This window comes from Corynebacterium sp. MSK150 (assembly GCF_030229215.1).
Taxonomy (GTDB): Bacteria; Actinomycetota; Actinomycetes; order Mycobacteriales; family Mycobacteriaceae; genus Corynebacterium.
This window is the reverse complement of record NZ_JASPHM010000015.1, coordinates 42799-57776: the sequence shown is the minus strand read 5'-3', so window position 1 is coordinate 57776 and position 14978 is coordinate 42799. Positions and strand designations below refer to the sequence as shown.

Annotated in this window: 13 protein-coding genes and 1 pseudogene; 6 read left to right on the top strand and 8 right to left on the bottom strand. The window is 56.4% G+C overall.

Annotation, left to right across the window (positions count from 1 at the left end; genetic code table 11):
* Positions 1 to 486 precede the first annotated feature (486 nt).
* A complete protein-coding gene (locus tag QP941_RS09775) occupies positions 487 to 810 on the top strand; it encodes a hypothetical protein (RefSeq protein ID WP_284821481.1) in 324 nt (107 codons plus the stop codon).
* Between the two features lie 478 nt (positions 811 to 1288).
* Here the strand turns inward: QP941_RS09775 and QP941_RS09770 are convergent, their stop codons facing one another.
* On the bottom strand, positions 1289 to 2008 hold the full coding sequence (locus tag QP941_RS09770) for a hypothetical protein (RefSeq protein WP_284868797.1): 720 nt from the start codon (positions 2006 to 2008) through the stop codon (positions 1289 to 1291).
* A gap of 622 nt (positions 2009 to 2630) precedes the next feature.
* Here QP941_RS09770 and QP941_RS09765 point away from each other — a divergent pair.
* Together QP941_RS09765 and QP941_RS09760 are read left to right on the top strand one after the other, a co-directional pair.
* Positions 2631 to 3239: an abortive infection family protein gene (locus QP941_RS09765; RefSeq protein ID WP_284821483.1), complete on the top strand. Its 609-nt coding sequence runs from the start codon at positions 2631 to 2633 to the stop codon at positions 3237 to 3239.
* A gap of 120 nt (positions 3240 to 3359) precedes the next feature.
* Entirely contained in the window at positions 3360 to 4370 is a 1011-nt protein-coding gene (locus QP941_RS09760; protein WP_284868796.1) for a serine hydrolase domain-containing protein, read from the top strand.
* A gap of 186 nt (positions 4371 to 4556) precedes the next feature.
* Here the strand turns inward: QP941_RS09760 and QP941_RS09755 are convergent, their stop codons facing one another.
* The 5 genes and pseudogenes from QP941_RS09755 to QP941_RS09740 all read right to left on the bottom strand — a co-directional run bounded on the left by QP941_RS09755 (position 4557) and on the right by QP941_RS09740 (position 8692).
* Positions 4557 to 5477, bottom strand: a complete 921-nt coding sequence (locus tag QP941_RS09755) for an IS3 family transposase (RefSeq protein WP_350309284.1) — start codon at positions 5475 to 5477, stop codon at positions 4557 to 4559.
* Between the two features lie 162 nt (positions 5478 to 5639).
* Positions 5640 to 5838, bottom strand: a pseudogene (locus tag QP941_RS11645) (hypothetical protein).
* Between the two features lie 557 nt (positions 5839 to 6395).
* Entirely contained in the window at positions 6396 to 7175 is a 780-nt protein-coding gene (locus QP941_RS09750; protein WP_284868795.1) for an ABC-2 transporter permease family protein, read from the bottom strand.
* A 6-nt stretch (positions 7176 to 7181) separates the two neighbouring features.
* Positions 7182 to 8168: an ABC transporter ATP-binding protein gene (locus tag QP941_RS09745; protein WP_284844483.1), complete on the bottom strand. Its 987-nt coding sequence runs from the start codon at positions 8166 to 8168 to the stop codon at positions 7182 to 7184.
* Between the two features lie 29 nt (positions 8169 to 8197).
* Positions 8198 to 8692 (bottom strand): NUDIX domain-containing protein, encoded by a 495-nt coding sequence (locus QP941_RS09740; protein ID WP_005329848.1) that lies wholly within the window; start codon positions 8690 to 8692, stop codon positions 8198 to 8200.
* 70 nt (positions 8693 to 8762) lie between these two features.
* Here QP941_RS09740 and QP941_RS09735 point away from each other — a divergent pair, with 70 nt between their 5' ends.
* The 3 genes from QP941_RS09735 to QP941_RS09725 are packed head-to-tail and all read left to right on the top strand — an operon-like array spanning position 8763 to position 13773.
* On the top strand, positions 8763 to 10208 hold the full coding sequence (locus QP941_RS09735) for a GlnX family signal transduction membrane protein (RefSeq protein WP_284868794.1): 1446 nt from the start codon (positions 8763 to 8765) through the stop codon (positions 10206 to 10208).
* Positions 10208 to 11221, top strand: a complete 1014-nt coding sequence (locus QP941_RS09730; RefSeq protein ID WP_284868793.1) for a glutamate ABC transporter substrate-binding protein — start codon at positions 10208 to 10210, stop codon at positions 11219 to 11221. Before QP941_RS09735 ends, QP941_RS09730 begins: the two co-directional genes overlap by 1 nt.
* Positions 11218 to 13773, top strand: coding sequence for a serine/threonine protein kinase (locus QP941_RS09725; protein WP_239278282.1), 2556 nt, complete (start codon positions 11218 to 11220; stop codon positions 13771 to 13773). Before QP941_RS09730 ends, QP941_RS09725 begins: the two co-directional genes overlap by 4 nt.
* Positions 13774 to 13862: 89 nt before the next feature.
* Here the strand turns inward: QP941_RS09725 and QP941_RS09720 are convergent, their stop codons facing one another.
* A complete protein-coding gene (locus QP941_RS09720) occupies positions 13863 to 14417 on the bottom strand; it encodes a PIN domain-containing protein (RefSeq protein ID WP_284868792.1) in 555 nt (184 codons plus the stop codon).
* Positions 14417 to 14863: a helix-turn-helix domain-containing protein gene (locus tag QP941_RS09715; RefSeq protein WP_239278284.1), complete on the bottom strand. Its 447-nt coding sequence runs from the start codon at positions 14861 to 14863 to the stop codon at positions 14417 to 14419. The genes QP941_RS09720 and QP941_RS09715 overlap by 1 nt, the downstream gene beginning before the upstream one ends.
* Positions 14864 to 14978: the final 115 nt, after the last annotated feature.

Sequence of the window (14978 nt, the reverse complement as noted above, 5' to 3'; positions counted from 1 at the left end):
ATTTTGGAAGCAGAACTCACCCCAAGCAATAATAGAAATCAAGGCAAATGCCTAGGAACAAAACTCGGGGCACTTCAACTCTCCAGTCGGTAACGATTCCACGTGCTCGGGCTGCCGTAACCGGCCCGTATTCACCCTGTTCTTCAAAACCGAGCACCTCATTACGATTCAAAACAGTCACTCCATTTGGGCTATTAATGGTGATCGTGTTCGCCACAGCATCTTCTACCAATGTCGTAACACCATCAGGGCCACTGATTGTTGTCACGCTCCCTCTGTAGTGATAGTGGTTTCTTCGACATTCGCACCGACTTTTTCGGTAGTTCCCGTTGTCGATTCGGCAGCCCCAGCCGAATGAGCCCCTCCGAGCGCAATGCTCAGAGCGAGCACAAATCCCGTTACCTTCTTTTTCATTGGATTGACCTCGCCTTTCGAATAGAGTTAAGGAGACGTTTACTATCAAACAATGTTTTGGAGTGCTTTTTGATGAGCCGTTTGATTGGCTTTGCTGGGATTGCCGTGCTGGTGATTTCGGGAGTCTTTGCTTTACTCGGTTACACAAACATCTCGTATATTTTTCTAGCCTTTGCCGCTGTTGATCTCATAATTGCCGTGATCTATCAGCCTGACGAATCCAATGACAGAAGAGCTAAACAGTTGAAGGTAGTTAGCTGCTCAGCCATACTCCTCGGCACACTTTTCATCTATGTAACAGGTTCTTGGATAGGCATCATCGCAATATTCTCAGGGATAATAGATCTCATGTCCGGAAAATTTTCAATACTCAAAAAACAGCCTCAGAAACGATAGAGTTGTCGACTCTAATGCAAAATTCTGGCACCTAATGATTGACCTCAAACAGGTGGGTACTTTCGTTCCTTTCCTGTCCTTCTAGATCGTTCGTTCGAAAGTGCTTCTACCGTTGTCTGATTCTTGGGTTAGGCTATGCGTCACAAAGCGGGGGACCTGGCCCCTGTTTGGTAGATTACCTTCCCCAGCCCGACTGGGATGGATATCAGGTGTCCACCAAAGAGAGGTAAGGCCCCTTTCCGCATAACTAAGGCCTAAACCCCACTATGCAGGTGTAAAACAATGGCCGAATCTATCTTATTTACACGTAACTTACCGGCATAAACTCACATAACAATAGGGTGTACTTTACGAAACGGAAGCTTACGGTGGCTTTCGTTGCGGAGGGTTGGAATTGACTTTTCTAGAAAAAGTCGTATTCTTAGGGTTATCAAGCCGAAAGGCAATTAAGCTCTGGCCCCATTTTATGGGGCCATCTTCATTTTAACGGCGATTGCTCAAGTGCTTCAGGAATCCATCGCTCGTTACGAATCCATTCGCCCAGTTCAGGATTCATAGCTCTAGAAAGTTCAACGCAACTCTGATGCACTTTTTCGATCGCACTAATATCTTTAACCAAGGGGCGTCGGTGCGTAGCGCGGTTTCGCATATCTTTCACAAACATTGCGCGCTTCTGAAAAATTACGCGGTTCAGCCCCCGAACCCTCGGTTCTAATGCTTCGTTCCAAAGAATGACACGGGAATTATTTCCCTGAGCGTGTGGTTTGGGCAAAAGGTGGACCCAATTGCCGAAAGTTAGGCCAGCAACATAATCATCGTGCACCGGAACTCCCTGTACGGTGTCGAGGTGGGCATATTCAGTTAACGGCTTATTTCCAACTGGGGCTACGATTTCCGAAAGCACTCCTTCTGGAAAGAGTAACCACTCGCGAGAGCCCTTTTGCTGCGGAGCGCAATTCCATTCGGAAAATCCTGCATCAATGCAGTTTCTGAGTAAAACTTCAACCTCGCCAGTTACTCTATCCACAACGGAAGCAAGATAGCCATTCCAAATATATAATCGAGCGGCTGCAATGGTTAGGTCTGAGGAAGAGTTCTTCTGGGCAATCCCCAGGTAGGTATTTCTCCTACCGTCGGGAAGTGCCGCCATAATCGCTGACGCCTCATTACTCGTGATCTCGTTCGAATAAACCTTCATGTCAATTCTCCTTTAGGTATCGATTTCTAATACCTAAAGGGTAAAGTATAAAATTCCCCCCCCGACAAGAATGTTTCGACTGGCGGAAACCCTTATGAAATATCTTCAATTCCTTGGTGGTATGATTTTTTGTTTAAAAAATCATACCACCAAGGAATTGAATAAACAATGCATTTTATCAATATGTGATCAACATCATATGTAAGCACCCCTGGTTTGCCCTTCTGTTTGTCCCATCGGAATAAGCCATCGCAAGGCTAGTGGTCAAGAAAATAATGTCGAATGTATCCAAGATTAATGTTTGTAAAATGCAACCAGATAAACTCTTACTAGGAAGCAAAGCATCGAGGAAAATGATGTCAGAGGGAAAATGGATCTAGTAAACCCAAATATTCGAGGCGCTGTTCTGAGTCTCTCGCCGTATGTGTCCCCAGTCGATATGTATATGAGCTGGGCCCGTCATGGATTCTTTCACCCTGAGTACAGGAATCCATCTGATATTAAAAGCAATCCAGGACTTTACGATTCAATGGGCATATTCTCTAGCCTGTCTCAGCGGGTTGACTGGAGCGATCAGGAACAGGCGTCTAGGGGGCTGCGATCCCTATCTCAGATAATTCGAATGGCTAGCGTTGATAGCTTTTCCGATGAGTATGAATTCAATCTGACAATTGCTGATATTCGCACTGCCTGCCAAGAAGACGGGTTTGAGTTCATAGAAGATCCCTACACAATAACCCACGGCGATGCCATTCCTCTGGATGAGCTGAAGCTTGATGGGCTATCAACAACGGAAGGAATTTATCGTAAGATAAAGCAACTCAACAGGGCGCTGGTCCGGGACAGAGATAACCTCGAGGTAATCGGATTCTCTAAAGATTTGATGGAGGCAACTGCCGATGCCGTGCTGCAGGAACTAGGACACCCGGAAGAATTAGTGCGGAAGATGCAAGCTGCCGAACGATGCAGTAATGCAATGTCCGAGGTAGGAATCGTTGTTGACAACGGTGCGGGAAAAATTTCCCAAGGACTCACAGGAATCCGCAAAGCCATGAACAAAATCGTTGAGGGCACTTCAGAAATGCGACGAGAGGACACAGATGAAGGACACGGCATGGCCGGGCTGCGTGCTGCCAGCGACAGTCAGGCTAATTTAGCACTATCGTCTGCACTTCTTTGGTGCCACTACCTGCTTGATCGGTTCAACGAGAAAAGAGCTGCCCCATTCTAGTGGTAAGAATGTAAACGTTACTTGAAAGCTCCTGGTTGTAGCCGGGGGCTTTTCTTTGCATTTTTACCCTCATACGAGAGTGGGCGGTTGCGAGATTCGGCGCTGGTATGCTGACCAGGTATGAAGAGGCCCGCCCGTCTTACAAACGTGTCAGCGTCAAATGGTGACACTTCTCTCGCCGCTTTATTGTTGGAAGCCTTGCCGCTAAACCGCCCCGTGTATGCAGCTTGTCTCGCGGCAGTCGGTCCGCAAGGTGCTCGCATCGCTACCATTGGATGTGATCTGAACGATACGTTCCACATAGGTTCAATCAGCAAAGCTCTCAACGGCCTGATTTACACCGAGATGGTCCATGCCGGGCTCATATCACCGCATAACCGGCTTGCTGACTACCTCCCACTGGCAGGAACAGCCGCCGGTGAAGCAACTTTGGAGTCCTGTCTGACTCATACCTCGGGTCTGCCGGCCACAGGTGGGGCAACTCGTGCAGCAGCCAGGGCTTTAGTCGCTGTACTGATAGGTGGTGACCCGCAACCGGAGAGCGTCGAGGCATTGATAAATCAGCTTCGAAAATCGCGTGTTAGTAATCCTGGCCGTTTCAGCTATTCCAACCTCGCAGCCTCGGCGTTAGGGCATGCTTTGGCAGCCGCCAACGGCACAGACTATTTCAACCTTGTGCGCAACAGGCTGGCGATACCGCTGGGATGTCCACGCCTACGAGCTCAGCAACCGGGACAGCGTAACCTTCCGTATGACGTTAAAGCTTTTACAGTGTGGGGCACCGAACAGCGGCCTTGGACTGGACAAGGCTACGGACCTGCTGGAGCGATCCGGGGAAGTGCCCGGGACTTTGCCACGATCTTGTCAGCCCTTCTCTCCAATGAGGATCCTTACTCTGATGCATTCCGTGTTCGCTTCACCGATGACACTGAATCTATCGCGGCAGGATGGTTTGTTGCAGACGAGCGTGATCGGCATCTGGTGTGGCATAACGGTTACGCCTCAGGCTTCGGCGCGCATATGGTGCTGGACCGAGAAAACCGCCAAGGGGCGTTTATCTCGGTGGTGAGCCCCTGGCCAGACCCGGAAATCGAGCCGATTGCGATGAGAGCATTGAACGCAGCAATGTAAGATGCCCCTGCAGGAATCGACGCAGCCACCCCTTCTTAAGCATCGGTTTTCCCAAGACAATCTCGCCGGAATGCGGGCATCGTCAGATCAGTGATAACGCAGGCAGGGGCAGCATCATGGAAGGTCGACACGGGATCAGCCCTCTGAGAGCAGGTCTGGTGGATTGAAGTGTCCCGGGTTTTGTTCCTAGGCATTTGCCTTGATTTCCATTATTTCTTGGGCTGGGTTGGTTTCCCAAAACTCTGACTCAACCTCAGCTGGCGTGCGATAGCCGAGACTTTGGTGAAGCCGTACCTCGTTCCACCAATTAACCCATTCAAACGTCGCGATCTCCACGTCAACCACGCTGTCCCACGACCGCCGATGAATCAGCTCATTTTTGTAGGAACCGTTGACGTTTTCGGCCAAAGCATTGTCATAGGAATCTCCTACTGTCCCGGTAGAGGCAGCAATTCCATACTCAGCCAGCCGTTCGTTGTAGACAATGCTGACGTACTGTGAGCCATGATCTGAATGATGAATCAGCCCCGTTGTTTCCTTCGCGCTGACAATCGCCTGATTAAGCGCCTGCAGCGGCAGCGCCTCGGTACGCATTGAATCAGATAGTGCCCACCCGACGATCCTTCGGGAGAACACGTCGGTAACAAAAGCGGTGTACACGAATCCTTTTCTAGTGCGCACATAAGTAATATCGGCCACCCACAATCGGGCCGGTGCCGGGGCGTTGAACTTGCGATTAACTAAATCAGAACGCAGATCTGGTCCCTTCGGCTTGCGGGTAGTAATAGGAGACTTACCTTCACCTTTGCCTCTGACTCCAGCAAGACGCATCAGGCGTGCGGTCTGTTCACGGCCAATGTCGATTCCTTCACGGCGCAGAGTATGCCACATCTTACGGATGCCGTAGACGCCAAAATTTTCTTCATGGACCTCGGCGATGTGCGCGACTAGAGCAGCGTCACGAAGACTGCGGGCACTCATACCACGGGCTTTTGATTGGCGGTATCCACGGGACGTGATGAAACCGCCAACACGGTGGGTGTTTAACGTCTCGCAAATGAACTCGATGGAGAAACGATCCCGATACTCATCGATGAACCGGATCAATTCCGACGTTTTGGGTCGAGTTCCGACGCGAAAAAAGCCGAGGCAGCCTTCAGTAGCTCATTGGTGTCGCGTAGCTCTTGATTTTCACGGCGTAGCCTCGCGTTTTCCGCGGCCAAGTCTTCAGGCACAGGTTCTGGGATGCTTCCCGCACGACGGGCAGGCTTAAGTCCATTGACGAGCCGTGTGCCATGAAACCCCCAACTTTGGAGCTACTGCCTGGCACGCGGCTTGCATCGACATATTTTCCGCCAAGATACGGTCCTCTACAAGACAGACCACACGGTCCTTCGCATCCTGGTCAAATTTTCTTGGCATATTCCAGATTTTCCCATCTACTCAGACGGAACAAAACCTGGGACACTTCAAAGGAATGGGTTATATGGCTTTGTCTCCTAATAGCGCTAGTGGGGTTTGTTATTTTTTCTTGGCTACGACGATGAGCCCAGCTGGGGGCGTTATAACGGGCGTATGTCTACTAGGCCTAACCGTTTCCGGAATCGTTTCGAGCCTCCAAGGGGCAGCGACTGGATGGATTATTTTCTTCCAGATTTCTACCTTATTGCTTGCGTGGTGGGCCTCGGAAAGCCTCAAAGGGCCAAATCAAAGGTGGATTGAATAAGAAGGGTTGGAATGACTGACATTGTTCATGAAGCCCAGGACACGCACCTGCGCGCTGTTTATCAAAGCCCACGGGGGCGGTGGAGACTACGAGTACGCGCTAGACGCCGCCACGCTCACCCGACTCGTGCGCGCAGCACAGAGGGCACTTTCTTAACAGCGTCCCGCAGATAACCCAGACGAACTTCTAGGCTTAGCCACCAGCCTCAAAGGAAAGCCGTTGCGGAGACAAGAAACCGCCCCGGTAGGCAGCGAATGAACTGCCGGACGGGGCGGTAAAGAGCTTAAGCGGTGAGATGCCTAAGCGTCGCGCTTTTGCAGCAAGATGACACCGAGGCCCCACAGGACAACGGCCCAGGCAATAAATACCAGGCAGAATCCCCAGGATTCCTTCCACGGAGCATCCACCGGATCTATCTCCCAAAGCCAAGACTGGAAAGACTTGAACGGCATGAAGTTAACCAGCTTGCTGCCAACCTTGGGGATGCTGGCCACAAGATTATCCACGCCGAGGAAGAGGATGAGACCGATAGCTACAGCACCAGCCGTCGAACGCAGCAGCAACCCTAAGCCTTGCGAGAAAAGGACGAGCAGCGCGGCAGCCAGCGGGTACTTCCACAGCTGCTTTTGGCCCATCTCATCGTCCCAAGGGTGGAATTGCGCGGCTACCTCATCGTGGGCAAAAAGCTCGGTAAGTAGGTAGGCGCCCGCCACGGCGATAAAGGTCAGCGCGGCTGCGATAACCGCGTACATGAGCAGCTTAACCAAGGCCACCGACCAGCGGCGCGGGGTAGCCATAAACGTGATGGTCTGCGTGCCATAGCGGTACTCGGTGGTCACGATCATGATGGCTTGGATCATGAGCACGGGCAGGCCGAGGCCGAAAAGAACAGACACCGCGCCATCCGGGGTGATAACATCCATGCCCAACGCTGCATCCTCGGGGGTTTCTGCCGGTTGGGTAAGGCGAGCATTCAAGATAGCCCAGCCCCACACAAAGAAGAGGAATATGAAGGTGGTCCACCAGAAGGAGCGGGTGGTGTGCAGCTTGGTCCATTCGGACTTCAAGGTATTCAGCATGGCGAATTAAACCTCCTGCTGGGTGGGTCGAGCGAACGGAGTGGCGGCGCCAGTGCCAGCCGCTGGCGCGGGGGCACCGGTGGAGCCGTGGTACTGGACGGCGTCGCCAGTAAGCTCCATAAAAGCGTCCTCCAAGGAGGCGCGCTTGAGGCTGAGCTCATTAAGCGGCACCCCGGTGGAGTAGGCCAGCTGGCCCACGAAGTCCGTGGTCTGGTTGGAAATCACCAGGCGGGGGCGGCCCTCTTCGTCGGTGGATTCGGTAAAGGCGATGCCCTCGGCACGCAGCGCGGAGCTAAAGGCATCGAGATGGTCGGAGCGCACCAGCACAGAGGACTGCGAGTGGTCCTTCACAAAGTCATAGGTGGGCTGGTCAGCCACCAAGCGGCCCTTACCAATGACCACGAGGTGATCCGCGGTCTGAGACATCTCCGAGAGGAGGTGGGAGGAAATCAAAATGGTGCGGCCTTCATCGGCTAGGGCGCGCACGAGCTGGCGGACCCAGCGGATGCCCTCTGGGTCGAGGCCGTTGACCGGCTCGTCCAGGATGAGGATGCCGGGGTCACCGAGCAGCGCGCCGGCTAAGCCCAGGCGCTGGCCCATGCCGAGGGAGAAGCCGCCGACCTTCTTACCGGCGACGTCGGAAAGCCCTACCAGCCCCAAGACCTCGTCAACGCGGGAAGTAGAAATGCCGTTGGACTGCGCAATCCATTTCAGATGGTTGGCGGCGCTGCGGTTGCGGTGCACCGCTTTGGCATCGAGCAAGGCGCCTACCTCACGCAGGGGCTCCTTCAGCTCGTGGTAGTGCTTGCCGTTGATGCGCGCCCTGCCGGCCGTGGGAGTATCCAAGCCCAGGATCATGCGCATGGTGGTGGATTTGCCCGCGCCATTGGGACCCAGGAACCCGGTGACCATGCCGGGTTTTACCTGAAAGGTGAGATCATCAACGGCGCGGACAGACTTATATTGTTTAGTCAGTCCTTCTACTTCGATCATGGCACTAGCGTGCCATAAATCCGGCAACTTTACCTGTTCAATGCCTCCACGCTCTCCCGCAGGGTGGGAAAGGCGTGGCGGAAGGCGGCCAGAAGGGGGAGGCTTTCTACCTCCTCAAAAGGTACCCAGCGCAGCTCATAGGACTCTTCATTAGCTGTAGTAGGAAGCGGTGCGCCGGTGCGCGTGCGTGCTAGGACGGTGGTATAGGTCCACTCCCCCGGCAGATCCCCCGCCGCGGGATAGGGCCCGGCCGTTACCCGCGCGTCGAGCACCTCTACGTCCTGGGGTGCAATCGCGCATTCTTCATGAGTTTCACGCAGAGCGGCCTGGGTGGGCGTCTCCGTAAAATCGCGGGCGCCACCCGGAATCCCCCAGGTATCGCCGTGATTGGTCCACGCGGCGCGGTGCTGGAGGAGCACCTTGCGCCCGGCGACGAGGAACAGGCCGGCGGCACCAAATTTTCCCCAGACGCGAATGCCGCCGGGGCCTGCCGCCCAGCCGTCTCCACTGTGAGGGTTATGCATGCTGCCTATCCTAGCCACACACGCGGGTATATGGTGGCGCCCAGCACACTGCGGGCGCTATTCTAAGTGAATGACCGAGCAGGCAGTCCGGGCAGAAAGCGTGCACGATGAGCACGCTCACCCGAGCGATCACTGGCTCGATGAGGTTACCGCGCCCACCGGCCCGGCCTTCAGCGGGCTCAGTAGCCGCGCCATGGAATGGTTCGCGGGCCCGGCGCGCCTGCTGCGCCGCTTCTACTACTTCGCCTCCACCACCCCAGGCAAGCTTTTTACGGTCACGCTCATTCTCACCGTAGCCCTGGGCGCCGCCGGCTTATCGATGTCCCAGTCTTCCGCCGCCCGCCACTCCGACTTGGACGAGCTGCTGACCACCACCGAGCCGATGTCGAATGCGGCGCACCACCTTTATAGTTCGCTCTCGGTGGCCGATACCGTGGCCACCACCGGCTTCGTGCAGGCGGGCGTGGAATCGGAGCACAACCGCGATAGCTATAACGAGGCCATCGATGCCGCTTCCGTAGCGGCCACCGAATCCGTACTGGGTACCACCCAAGAAGATGGCCGCGTGCGCGAGCTGGTGACCTTTATCCAACGCGAGCTGCCCGTCTATACCGCAATGGTGGAAAAGGCCCGCGCCAATCACCGGGCGGGCAATGCGGTGGCCAATTCCTATATGTCCAATGCCTCGGCGCTCATGCGCGAGCGTATCCTGCCGGCTGCCTCCGAACTGTTCCAGCTGACCACCGCCAAGGTGAATCAGCAGCAGCAAAAGCTCACTTCCCCGCAATGGGTGCCGCTCTCCGGCCTCTTGGCGGCGCTCTTCTTCCTAGCCGTGGCCCAATGGTGGCTGTGGCGCCAGACCCGCCGGCGTTTTAACCGCGGCTTTTTAACGGCCAGCGTCCTACTTTTCTTGGCCATCTCCTGGGTGGCGCTATCAAACCTCGCCACCTGGTCCACTGGCCACCAGGGCTTTGAGACGGCCTCGCGCCCGTGGGATTCGCTCACGGCCTCGCGAATTGAAGCGCAGCAGGCGCGCACCTCCGAGACCCTGGCGCTGGTGCTGCGCTCCTCCGAGAAGGATACGATGGTGCGTTTTTCCAGCTCCATCAACTCCATCGAAGCGGCCCTGGAGGATTATGAGGAAGCGCTCAATGATGAGGACGTGGAAGTCACCGACCCAGAACTCATCCATAGTGCCCGGGCGGCCGCCGAGCAGTGGCGTGGCACTCACGACAAGCTCATGGGTGCGCTTAAGGAGGGCGACTATGACGAGGCCATCTACCAGGCCACGGCCACCGAGCCCAAGGACGGCGAGATGACCGCGGCGCGTTCCTATGATGAGCTCGACGCGGAGCTTTCGGATCTCATCGGCCAGGCGCGCATCGCCATGCGCAGCTACTTGGAGCGCGGCCTGACCGCCATGACTGCGGTGTCCTCGGCCGTGTTCCTGCTGACCTTGTGCGCCATTATTGCCGTGTGGCTGGGCATCCGTCCCCGACTACAGGAGTACCTCTAATGCGCCGCACACGCCTTACCCTCGCCACGCTTGCCTGCGTCTGCGCCGCGCTTCCACTGAGCTCCTGCGACGTTCGCACCGCCCCTCCGCTGGAGGCACCCGCCGAGCACGCCCTCGATTCCCGGCCAGGCCCGCCGCTGCCGGAAGGAGCGGAAATTGAAAAGGCCGGATCTACCGCAGCTCACCGCGCCTCTGATGAGGAAATCAAGGGCAGCTACCGTCCGGATGATAAGAAGGCAAAGGAGCGGGTGCCGGACATCGTCAAGCGCGGACGCCTCATCGTGGGCGTGGATCGTTCCAATAACTTGATGAGCTACCGCGATGCCGCCTCCGGCGACGTGCGCGGCTTCGAGGTGGATATCGCCCGCGAGATTGCCCGCGATATCTTTGGTGATCCTAATAAGGTGGACTTCCGCTTCGTGGAATCCTCCGACCGCGTCGATGCCCTCAATACCGGCGCGGTGGACATGATTGTGCGCACCATGACCATTAGCCCTGAGCGCGAGCGCGACGTGGCCTTTTCCATTCCCTATATGAGAACCCAAACCCGCATGCTGGTGCTCACCAATTCCGGCATTAGGTCCGTGAAAGACGCCGCCGGTAAGACCCTATGCGGCGTAGGCGCGTCCACCGCGCTGGATACCATCCGCGAGCACGCCCCCAAGTCCGATCTCTTGGTTACCCGTTCCTGGGGCGATTGCCTGATGGCCCTGCAGCTTAACCAGGCCGACGGCATCGTCGTCGATGATGCCTTGCTCTCCGGCATGGCCGCCCAAGACTCCTATACCTCCATCGTGGGCGAGCCGCTAGAGACCGAGAACTACGGCGTGGCCGTGCGCCGCCCCAGCAAGCAACATGACACCCGCCCGCTGCTGCGCCAAGTAAATTCCACGCTCGAGCGCATCCGCCGCGACGGCACGTGGTCCACAATCTTTGAGGAGTGGCTCGGCGCCTACTTGGAAGAGCCCACCCTGCCTGCCGGCAAGTACATCGAGGAGGACGCTAAGCCATGAGCCATAACCCGAATTTTAGCGACGACGAGCTCGAGTACATCGAACCGGAGAACCTCGATACCCAGCGCGCCTTCCGCCAGCCCACCGATGCCTCCAATTCCGCGCAGGAGCCGGATGCGCTGGACAATGGCCCCGCCACCGCCGCCGTTCCTTTCAACCCCTTTGCGGACGAAGAGGAAGAGGGCACTGCGGCCGTGGCCTTTGACCCCTTCGCCGATGAGGAGTCCGGGGAAGAAACCGGCACCGCTGCTGTGGCTTTCGATCCGTTCGCGGACGACGATGAAGATGGCGATGGTTCCATCGACCCAGACCACATCTCCAGCCTTCTGGCGGATCTGGATAATATCCGCGCCCAACGCGAACAGCAGCGCGCCCAGAAGGCCCAAGAGGATTCCTCGCAACGCTCGCGCCGCCGCGCACTCGATACCTTCCGTGAGCGCCGCGGCACCCACCGCACCGAGCGCCGCGTGGCCGATGGCATGGTGCGGCTGCCCTTTATCACCCCGTCCGAACCCACCGATGCCCTGATCGATCCGGCCGAGAAAACATCCGGCAAAAAGATCCCGCCGCCGCAGCTGCAGCCCGGCGACGTGGTGGCCGGCCAGTACGAAATCCTGGGCGTTATCGCCCATGGCGGCATGGGATGGATTTACCTGGCCAATGACCACTTTGTCTCGGGAAGAGTGGTGGTTCTCAAAGGTATGCAGGCCCAAAAATCGGCCGATGAAACCGCCGCTGCGGTGGCCGAACGCGAGTTTCTCGCGGATATTACCCACCCCGGTATCGTCAAGATTTTCAACTTTATCGATGACGAGCGAGTACCCGGTGGCTTTATTGTCATGGAGTACGTTGGCGGGCCGTCGCTAAGAAACAGGCGCAAAAAGCAACCCGATAAGCTCCTGCCGGTTGATATCGCCATCGCCTATATCCTAGAAATCCTGCCTGCGCTGGAATACCTGCATTCGCGCGGGGTGGTCTACAACGACCTTAAGCCCGATAACATCATCGTCACCGAGGACCAGGTCAAGCTCATTGATTTGGGAGCGGTTTCCGGAATCGGCGCCTTTGGCTATATTTACGGCACCAAGGGTTACCAGGCCCCAGAGGTAGCCACCGAAGGGCCCTCCATCGCCAGCGATATCTACACCATCGGCCGTACCCTGGCTGCGCTCTGCCTCAAGCTGCCTACTGAGGACGGCGTCTATCTGCCGGGCATTCCTACCCCCACCGAGGAGCCGGAACTGCGCCGCTTCCTCTCGCTGTACCGCCTGTTACAGCGCGCCACCGACCCGGACCCAAAACGCCGCTTTACCTCCATCAAAGAGCTGCGCACCCAGCTCTACGGCGTTCTGCGCGAGGTCATTGCCATCCGCGACGGCCTCCAATATCCGTCCCAGCACTCGCTCTTTTCGCCGCAACGTACCACTTTTGGCACCAAACACCTGGTCTTTCGCACCGACCAGCTTATCGACGGCATCGATCGCACCGTCCAAATCACCGCCCCCGAGGTCGTCTCCGCCCTGCCCACCCCGCTGCTGGACCGCGACGATGTGGGCGCCGGCCTCCTCCAGGGTGCTTCCTATGCCGAGCCACAGGAAGCCCTGGAGACCCTCCGCCAGGCCATGCAGACCCCCGAGTACGAGCACTCGGCCGAAATCCCGCTAGGCGTGGTGCGCTCCATGATTGACCTTGGCTATACCGGCCAGGCCCGCCAGTGGCTTAGCTCCATCGAAGACCGCCTTGGCCAAGACTGGCGCTTCCAGTGGTACGCCGGAATTACCGAGCTGCTTCACGACGACTACCGCGACGCCCAAAGATACTTCTCTACCGTCCTCGACCTCCTGCCGGGCGAGGCGGCCCCCAAGCTCGCCATCGCCGCCATCAACGAGCTCATTCTGCAACAGCTCGATTACAGCGATACCTCTCTCATTGACCCCACCGTGGCCCGTGCATGCTCCAATATGCACTCCACCCTGGCTGATCTCCCCAACTCCGCCTTTGAGGGCCAACCCGAAATTTGGAACCACGTCACCCAGGATCCGGCCGCGCTGCGCTTTAACTCCATGCGCCTCTACGGGATCGTGTGGTCTACCAACCCCACCACCGTCTCCTCCGCCTTTGGCCTCGCCCGCCAGCTGCGCTCCGAGGGCCAAGTGGAGGTAGCCGTCGTGGTCCTCGACAAGGTTCCCAATGCGTCGCGCCACTACCGCATGGCCCGCTTGACGACGATCCTCCAGCTCATCGTCCAGGACCTTTCCGAATCCCGCATTCGCCGCGCTGCCCGACGCCTCGAAGAGGTGCCCACCAACGAGCCGCGCTTCCTGCAGATCAAGATCGCCGTCATTTCCGCTGGCCTGAACTTCCTGCGCAATGCCGATCTTTCCCGCGCCGCTTCACCCAACGATCTCTTCGAATACGCCTTTACCCAGCGTGGTCTGCGCACAGGTCTCTCCGAGACACTCCGTGCCCTCGCCCGCCAAGCGCCGTTTAGCCGCCACCGCTACGCACTCGTTGACCTAGCCAACCAGGTCCGCCCCGTCACCACCTTCTAATCGCTACACAGGTTCGTACAGCCGCCCCGCAAGCGGCACATCTTCTAGGCCATCCTGCGCTGCATAAATCAGACGACACGTTTAAAAATTTAAGAACGAAGCATTTCGACTGCCCTCGGTGTTCCCGATGACGCTAATGCCGTTAGGACATCGTCCACGCTTCGCGGTGGCTTTTGAAAAGTGGCAGCCGCGTCCTCAATCGATTGCTGCACAGTCGCGGGCGAAGAAGCGATCAACTCGCACAAGAACTCATCGGCGCTCTGCCGTCTAATGCCAAAACCATCAAGAATGGAACAAGGAAAATCTTTTACATTTTCAGTAATGATACTTTGAGCACCACAACTAATTGCTGCCGCTAGGACATGCCTGTCATTCGGATCTGGTAGCCATAGATCATCGATTAATTCCTCGTATCCAGTCACAAGACAGTCCTCGACCGCTAAACACATCAATCTACGGGTGCGGGATAACTTCTTAGGGTTTAAATCAGGGCGATTGCGCTGCAAGTTGAAAAAGACTTCATCTAGGATTCTCTCCGTCCATCGGGCACGGAATACACCGCTACCAGCCACCCTTATCAGGACATCACGGAGCATGCTCGGGTAGAGCACATTGGCGTCATAAACTACCGTCAACCGCCCCACTAATATAGCTCCAGGTCCTCCGATAAGGCTGTCAATTCAGCTACGGCACGGCGCTGACGGGCATCTCTTTCATTCTTGTATTTCTGCAGATCCGCAAGACTCACACGCCGATGGGAACCTACTTTGTAGCCGGGAAGGCTCCCTTCATCAATGAGCTTTACAACGTGTGGCCGCGAAACATTTAGAAAGTCTGCTGCCTGTTGCGTGGTGAACTCGGATTCTTCTGGCACTACGCGGACCGATTTCCCTGCCGCTTCGATGGCGAGAACTTTCTGCAGGGTTTCAGCGATCTCTCGCGGAATTGCGATTATTTGCTCGGTTCCTTGCACGAATATATCCACTGGTGCCGGTGAATCTTTTGCCTCCAACACAGAATTGAGCCTTAATAAAGCCTCTTCCGCTTGGCTGGTATCCCGAGTAGCCCCGCCATTTTGCAAGTCCTTCATACCCCCACCTTACAAAATAAACGCAATAAACGAAACGGTTGCTGTACTAGGTTCAGAGATAAAAACGAGGCGCGCGGTCCCTTATGGATCGCACGCCTCGCGTTCACATTCCAGC